At 62.0% G+C, this 7,290-nt stretch carries 6 protein-coding genes; 5 read left to right on the top strand and 1 reads right to left on the bottom strand.

What is annotated here, in order from left to right:
* Nucleotides 1-278: 278 nt before the first annotated feature.
* The 4 genes from ACIQC5_RS13920 to ACIQC5_RS13905 are packed head-to-tail and all read left to right on the top strand — an operon-like array spanning nucleotide 279 to nucleotide 3,623.
* Complete coding sequence (locus tag ACIQC5_RS13920; protein ID WP_400283208.1) at nucleotides 279-1,772, top strand: APC family permease; 1,494 nt, start codon at nucleotides 279-281, stop codon at nucleotides 1,770-1,772.
* Nucleotides 1,773-1,827: 55 nt separating this feature from the next.
* Nucleotides 1,828-2,484 (top strand): DUF5134 domain-containing protein, encoded by a 657-nt coding sequence (locus ACIQC5_RS13915; protein ID WP_400283206.1) that lies wholly within the window; start codon nucleotides 1,828-1,830, stop codon nucleotides 2,482-2,484.
* 42 nt (nucleotides 2,485-2,526) lie between these two features.
* On the top strand, nucleotides 2,527-3,411 hold the full coding sequence (gene gnd, locus ACIQC5_RS13910) for a phosphogluconate dehydrogenase (NAD(+)-dependent, decarboxylating) (protein WP_400283203.1): 885 nt from the start codon (nucleotides 2,527-2,529) through the stop codon (nucleotides 3,409-3,411).
* Between the two features lie 59 nt (nucleotides 3,412-3,470).
* Nucleotides 3,471-3,623 (top strand): hypothetical protein, encoded by a 153-nt coding sequence (locus ACIQC5_RS13905; RefSeq protein WP_400283201.1) that lies wholly within the window; start codon nucleotides 3,471-3,473, stop codon nucleotides 3,621-3,623.
* Between the two features lie 11 nt (nucleotides 3,624-3,634).
* Here the strand turns inward: ACIQC5_RS13905 and ACIQC5_RS13900 are convergent, their stop codons facing one another.
* Nucleotides 3,635-4,906, bottom strand: a complete 1,272-nt coding sequence (locus ACIQC5_RS13900) for a LuxR C-terminal-related transcriptional regulator (RefSeq protein ID WP_400283198.1) — start codon at nucleotides 4,904-4,906, stop codon at nucleotides 3,635-3,637.
* A gap of 205 nt (nucleotides 4,907-5,111) precedes the next feature.
* Between ACIQC5_RS13900 and tkt the strand changes: the two genes are divergently transcribed.
* Entirely contained in the window at nucleotides 5,112-7,274 is a 2,163-nt protein-coding gene (gene tkt / locus ACIQC5_RS13895) for a transketolase (RefSeq protein WP_400283195.1), read from the top strand.
* The last annotated feature ends 16 nt before the right edge of the window (nucleotides 7,275-7,290 follow it).

The following is a 7,290-nucleotide window of genomic DNA, read 5'->3' as shown; positions in this document are numbered from 1 at the left end:
CGAACCCCACGGCTTCTTCAACCAAAACCCCACCCTCAACCTCCCCGCAGGAACAACCAACAACACCACCACCGACGACACCTGCTGCCACACCGGAGAATGACAGCCAACTCACCGGCGCTAACCAGCAACTGACTGAACATCGTTTGTACGAGGTCCCGGGGGATGCCACACGGTCGAGCCGCCACGGCTTTCTCCGGGACCTCGGCCTTTCTCTTGAACGCGCCGGCGGGGGCCGGCATCCCAATAACCGACAACGTTGTCAAAGGAAGATTGTCATGAGCGAAAACCGTATGGATGGAGCCGATCACCTGAAAAGGTCAATCAACTGGAAACAGGGTATGGCCATTGCTTTGGGTGTGCCCTTGTTGATTTTGCCATCATTGGGTTACTTGCCGCTGTATCTGTCTGCCGCAGCAATCCTCATCTGGGGACTGTCTGTCCTTCAGGGTTTTATTCAGAACGCCGCGTACGCTGAAATGGCCACGACTTTTCCCAAAGCCTCTGGTTTACCTGGCTTCGCGCAACACGTATTTCGTACCGAAAACTACAAGGGCAAGTATGACAAAGGCAAGTTGATCGGTGGCTTTACCGCGTGGAGCTACTGGTTTGGCTGGAGTCCGATCATGGCGATTTTCGCCATCCTGGTGGGAAACTATCTTCACGGGCTGTTCCCGATTCTGGGCGAAACCTTTACCGAATATCAGCTCGCCTTGATCTCAGGTGTGGTCATGTTCGCGGGATTGTTTGTGGTGAACTGGTTCGGCCTCAAAGATGGCGCCATCCTGGGGTATATTCTGGCGGCTGTTTCGCTGATTCCCCTGCTCATCCTGGCGGTGGCTCCTTTTGCGACCGGGCACGTTGACATGGCCAACATCACCGGCAACTGGTGGCCGGCGGACTGGGCCTGGGACGTGCACCATATCCTGATGCTCTTCGGCATCTTCGGGATCGCGCAGTGGAGTGCCTGCGCTTGGGAAACGGCGGCCATCTACGGACCTGAATACAAGAATCCGTCCAAAGACGTCCCCAAGGCATTGTTGGCGTGCGGCATCATTTGCCTCGTCTTGTATCTGCTGCTGCAATCTGCCGTGATCGGTGTTCTGGGGGTTGACGGTGTGATTGCGGAGCGCGTATCGCCCCTGATTCCGGTGGCACATGCTGTTTTCGGCCAGGCCGGAACCATGGTCACCATCATCATGCTGATCGCCGCGATGATCCTCATCATCCAAACCGCTTTTCTGGGTTCCTCCCGGGCCATGCACTCCATGTCCGCAGAAGGCAACCTCCCCAAGGCACTCGGCCAAACGAATCGCCGCGGAACTCCATGGGTTGCCATGTTGGTCATTGCAGTCTTCAACGTTGTGCTGATTTCCATGGGAAATGCCGCGGCAATTCTGGCCGCCTCGGCAATTGGCTATACTCTGGCCCATGGCATCAGCCTCTTCGCTTATGTCAAGTCCATGAAAGATCCGGTTTTCGCTGGATTGACAAGGCCTTTCAAAGCTCCCAAAGGCTGGAAAAACGTCGCCCTGACTTTCGGCCTGTTCAATGTGCCGCTGTGCTTGATCGGTGTTGTTTACCTGAACAGCCTCGAAATCGGCTGGGCCTCCACGTGGGTGGGCTTCATCGTGCTGGCGTTGTATTTACCCATCTGGTTGTTTACTCAGCACGAATTGAGGCGTCAGAACAACAAAGCGGCGACTATCAGCTCTCCTGAAAATGATTCAGATAGTGATGCCCCAGCCATGGTTTCTCTTTCCGCCGACTGAACCTGGATCTACGAAACCCAAAGCCCGCCATTTCCCCGTAGCGAGAGTGATCCACGTGTTCAACATCCCCGCCATAACCTGGACCCTGACCGTGGCACTGCTGCTCGGCGGAACCTGGCACACCATCCAGGCCATCCGGCCCGGCCGCCCCACCGAACGCATCAACCAGGCCCTCCACGCCCTGATGCACACCCTCATGGCCGCCATGCTCTGGAACGCCGCCCCCGGAACCACCCTGCTCCAGATCCTCGTCCTGGCCACCGCGGCCCTGTGGTTCATCATCCAAGCCGTCGCCCGCCCCCACTTCAAAACCTTCTGCTCCGGCACCGGAGGCCGGATCACCTGCACCTACCACGCCCTCACCATGGCCGCCGCAGCCCTCATGATCGCCATGATGACCAGCCACACCACCAACCCGGCACCCCCCGCAGGAACACCCACCACCGGCCACGCCCACCACACCATCACCACCGCCACGCCCGCCACCGGAACAGCCTTCCAGCACACCCCCGCCCTGGCCATCACCCTCACCATGCTCTTCGGAACCGCCGCCACCGTCTTCCTCATCCTGCTCCTGCGCCGCCAAACCACCACCAACCAAAAAACCCACCACCACACCAGCACCACCCGGCACGCCACCCGCACCAACCACGGACTCGAAGCCACAGGCGCCACCATCATGGCCCTCATGTTCGCCACCATGACCACCTAACCCCCACCCCACAACCCCAACCACGCTAGGAGAGAGTTGCGCATGCACATCGGATTGATTGGCCTAGGAAAAATGGGATTCAATATGCGCCAACGGTTGCGCAACAACGGCGTGGACGTTACGGGCTACGATCCCAACCCGGACGTCACGGACGCAGCGTCAATGGACCAACTCCTCGCTATTGTGCCGGCGCCCCGGATTATCTGGGTCATGGTCCCGGCCGGTTCCGCCACGGATGCCGTTCTGACAGAGCTGAGCCGGAAACTTGAGCCGGGCGACCTGGTGATCGACGGCGGCAACTCGCGGTTCACCGAGGACCAGAAACACGGCGAGCTGCTTGCGGCCCGCGGCATCCGCTTCGCGGATTGCGGGGTATCAGGCGGCGTTTGGGGGCTGGAGAACGGTTATGGCCTGATGGTCGGGGGAGAAGCAGAGGACATCGAGCGCGCCCTCCCCGTCTTTGATGCCCTGAGGCCTGAAGGCGAACGAGCGGACAGCTTTGTCCATGTGGGCGGAATCGGCGCGGGTCACTACTCCAAGATGGTGCATAACGGGATCGAGTACGGCCTGATGCAGGCCTACGCCGAGGGCTACCAACTGCTTGAGGCCAAGGACATCATCACAGATTTGCCTGGCACCTTTCGCGCTTGGCAAAAGGGCACGGTGGTGCGGTCTTGGCTGCTTGATTTGTTGGTTAAGGCGCTGGAAGAGGACCCGGGTTTGCGCACCATCGATGACTACGTGGAGGATTCCGGCGAAGGCCGATGGACTGTGGAGGAGGCTATTGCCAACGCCATTCCCGCTCCCGTGATCACTGCCGCGGTGTTCGCCCGCTTCTCGTCACGGGAGGACAGCTCATCGGCGATGAAGATGGTGTCGGCCCTCCGTCATCAGTTTGGAGGCCACGCCTCCAGGCCAGCCGCGTAGCATCCACCAAGTACCAACCCCATTCTTTAGGGTAGTTTCTGCGTGCCCAGTGAGCCCTGGTGGCTCGGATCAAGAAGCGGGACGACGACGTCGTCCCGCTTCTTCCCGTGCCCGGAACCGTGCCCGGAACCGTGCCCGGAACCGTGCCCGGAACCGTGCCCGGAACCGTGCCCGGAACCGTGCCCGTAACCGTGCCCGGAACCGTGCCCTGAACCGAAGGCTGCTAGGACTGCCGCAAGCCGTGGCTGTGGGCCAGTGCGATCGCTTCGGTGCGGGAACCGACGTCGAGCTTCTTGAAAACGTTCCGCACATGGAACTTGACGGTGTTCTCGCTGATGCCCATGGAAGAGGCGATGGTGCGGTTGCGGTGTCCGGAGGCGAGATGCTGGAGCACTTCGAGTTCCCGGGCGGCGAGGTTCCATTCGGTGATATCGCCGGGAGGGCGTGCCGGCAGGTCCAAGGGGAGCGAGACGAAGACGTCGGCGCCCCAACCGGACATGACGTCCATCCGCAGTTGTCCGGTGAGTGCTTGGACCCTGCGGTCCAGGCGGCTGATGCTTGGATCCTCGGTGGTGAGCGCCCCACCGCCGTCGTCGCGGACGTTGATCAGCAGGTTCTCGCCGTCGCAGTCCCAGTGCGTCCGGATCCTGGTGACGTCAGGCTGTTCCATCATGACCAGTACCAGCCCGCGGACGATGGCCCGTGCCGCGTGCGCAACTTCGCCCGGGAGGGCTCTGCCGTTCAGTGGCGGCTCGATGAACTGGACCTCGATGCCGCTGAAGCTCGTGAGTGGCCGCAGGTCTTCCCGCAGGCGTTCAAAGGCTTTCGCCACCGGTTCTTTTACCAAATCCGTGGTGCGGTCGCTGTGCGTGCGGAGACCTACCAGTGCCCTGGCGGCGAGGTCGGTGACGGTGGTGCGGGCGGTGGCATGGTCCAGCGAGGAGGAGCGCAGGGCAGCCAGGAGGGTTTCCAGCGTGGTGGAATGCAGGTCGGTCAATTCGGCAGTCACGCGGATGCGTTCGGCCGAGGCCGCCCGCGATTCCAGCAGGTACGACGGCGGTGCATCCGCCACTTTTTCCTGGATCCGTCGGGCGGTGATGTCCCACAGGTAGGTCACGAGCTCCAGCCAGGAGTTCTCCGGATCTGCGGGGAGCGGATCGGTGATCACCAGGAGGGCATTGCTCGCGGCGTGCTTGAGTGCCAACGCTTGCCGGGGCTGGCCCGCGAGCTCCGCTTCACCAAACCACGGGGTCTCGTCCGGGAGGGCAGCGCGGAGTGTGTCCAATTCGGCAATGGAGACCCGGGAAATGATGTCTTCAGCCCCTGCCTTTTTCTGTGGGCGCCCGGTGCAGTCTTCGGTGAAGATGACCAGTGCGCTGCTCGCCACAGAGGGGAGGGTGGCCTCACGCAACCGTTCGGCGATCTGGGACAGGGGGGCATCGGCCAGGGCTGCCACGGAACGCAACAGCGGCCAAGGGAGGTCTGATGGGGACATTGCAGATTCCTTGCTGGGTTTCATTTGGTGGCTGCGCGACAGTGCGGAACCTACCGGGGCGAAAAATGCGACCTGTCCTAAAGTGTAGTCAAAAACTGTCAGAAAACAGTGTTTCCCCTACCTGTTTATTTCGGGAGCATGGGTACCAACCACAAAGCACGTATACGACCACTATGGTCGATGACCACATCAAAGGGGATAAATCGTGAATCCGACAGCAAGCGCGGTGCTTACCTTCAGCAGCGCAGATCCTGAAACCGCAACACTCGACTGGACGTCCGAGGACCAGCGTGCCGTTGATACCGCCCGGGTGTTGGCTGCTGATGCTGTGGAGAAGGTCGGCAACGGTCACCCTGGTACGGCGATGAGCTTGGCTCCGGCGGCATACCTGCTGTTCCAGAAGCTGATGCGCCATGACCCGCGTGATCCTGACTGGATCGGACGTGACCGGTTCATCCTTTCCCCGGGCCACTCCTCGCTGACCCTTTACATCCAGTTGTTCCTCTCCGGGTATGGCCTGGAACTGAAGGACCTTGAAGCCCTGCGTACCTGGGGTGCGTTGACGCCGGGCCACCCGGAATACAAGCACACCGCCGGTGTGGAAATCACCACCGGCCCGTTGGGCCAGGGCCTGGCGTCATCGGTTGGTTTCGCCTACTCCCAGCGTCGCCAACGCGGCCTGTTCGACGCCGATGCTCCCTCCGGCGAATCGCCGTTCGACCACACCATCTGGGTTATCGCTTCCGACGGCGACATCCAGGAGGGTGTCACGTCCGAGGCGTCCTCGCTGGCCGGGCATCAGGAACTGGGCAACCTCGTAGTGGTCTACGACGAGAACCACATCTCCATTGAAGATGACACCGACATCGCGTTCACCGAGGATGTCCTCAAGCGCTACGAGGCGTACGGCTGGCACACCCAGCGCGTGGACTGGACCCGCACCGGCGAGTACGTCGAGGACCTCCAGGAACTCTACGCGGCACTGCTCGCTGCGAAGGCAGAGACCTCCAGGCCGTCCATCATCTCTTTGCGCACCATCATCGGCTACCCGGCCCCGAAGAAGCAGAACACCGGCAAGATCCACGGTTCAGCCCTGGGCGCCGAGGAAGTGGCAGCCGTGAAGGCCGTGCTTGGTTTCGACCCGGCCAAGTCCTTCGAGGTTGACGAAGCAGTCCTGGCCCATGCCCGCAAGGTCCTGGACCGTGGCGCGGTTGCCCGTGAGCAGTGGGACGAGGCATTCACCGCGTGGCAGGAAGCCAATCCTGAGGGAGCCGCTTTACTGGAGCGGATCGAGGCCAAGAAGCTGCCCGTAGGCATCGACGCCGCCCTTCCCGTGTTCGAAGCAGGCAAGGACGTTTCCACCCGCGCTGCCTCGGGCAAGGTCCTGAACGCGATCGGCCCGGTCCTTCCGGAGCTCTGGGGCGGTTCGGCAGACCTCGCCGAGTCCAACAACACCACCATTGAAGGCTCGCCGTCGTTCATTCCGGCCTCGCGTTCCACGGACGCCTGGAAGGGCAACCCGTACGGACGGGTCCTGCACTTCGGTATCCGTGAGCACGCTGCCGCCTCGATCGTGAACGGTATTTCCCTGCACGGACGTACCCGCGCCTTCTCGGGCACGTTCCTGATCTTCTCGGACTACCAGAAGCCTGCCATCCGCCTCGGCGCCCTGATGGGTGTCCCGTCCATCTACGTGTGGTCGCACGACTCCATCGGCCTGGGCGAGGACGGCCCCACCCACCAGCCGGTGGAGCAGCTCGCGTCCCTGCGCGCCATCCCGGGCCTGGACGTGGTCCGTCCCGGTGACGCGAACGAGGTGGGTATCGCGTGGAAGACCATCCTGGAGAACCACGAGAACCCCGCCGGCATTGTGCTGACCCGCCAGAATGTTCCCACCTACGCCCGCGGCGAAGGCGCGGCAGAAGGTGACACGTTCGCCTCCCCGGCTGGTGTGGCGAAGGGTGGTTATGTGCTGGCCGAGGCGTCCAAGGGCGGCAAGACCGTTGACGCGCAGGTCATCCTGATCGGCACCGGTTCGGAAGTCCAGCTCGCCGTCGCAGCCCGCGAAACCCTGCAGGCTGAAGGCATCGCCACCCGCGTTGTGTCCATGCCCTGCGTTGAATGGTTCAACAAGCAGGACGAGGCTTACCGCGAATCGGTGCTCCCCACCGCCGTGAAGGCCCGCGTTTCGGTTGAAGCCGGCCTCGCACTGGGCTGGCGCGAATTCGTCGGCGACGCCGGCCGCTCCATCTCCCTGGAACACTTCGGTGCCTCGGCCGACTACAAGCGCCTGTTCCAGGAATTCGGCATCACCACCGAAGCCGTCGCAGCCGCAGCCAAAGACTCCCTCGCCGCCGCAGGCAAGTAACCCCAAATACAGGAGA

Origin of the sequence: Paenarthrobacter sp. NPDC092416 (assembly GCF_044755025.1) — a bacterium.
Taxonomy (GTDB): Bacteria; Actinomycetota; Actinomycetes; order Actinomycetales; family Micrococcaceae; genus Arthrobacter.
This window is presented reverse-complemented; position numbering and strand designations above follow the sequence as displayed.

What these genes read in the sequence shown, in the direction of transcription:
- ACIQC5_RS13900 (WP_400283198.1), bottom strand. Translation starts at nt 4,906, where the DNA reads ATGTCCCCATCAGACCTCCCTTGGCCGCTGTTGCGTTCCGTGGCAGCC.
- gnd (WP_400283203.1), top strand. Translation starts at nt 2,527, where the DNA reads ATGCACATCGGATTGATTGGCCTAGGAAAAATGGGATTCAATATGCGC.
- ACIQC5_RS13920 (WP_400283208.1), top strand. Translation starts at nt 279, where the DNA reads ATGAGCGAAAACCGTATGGATGGAGCCGATCACCTGAAAAGGTCAATC.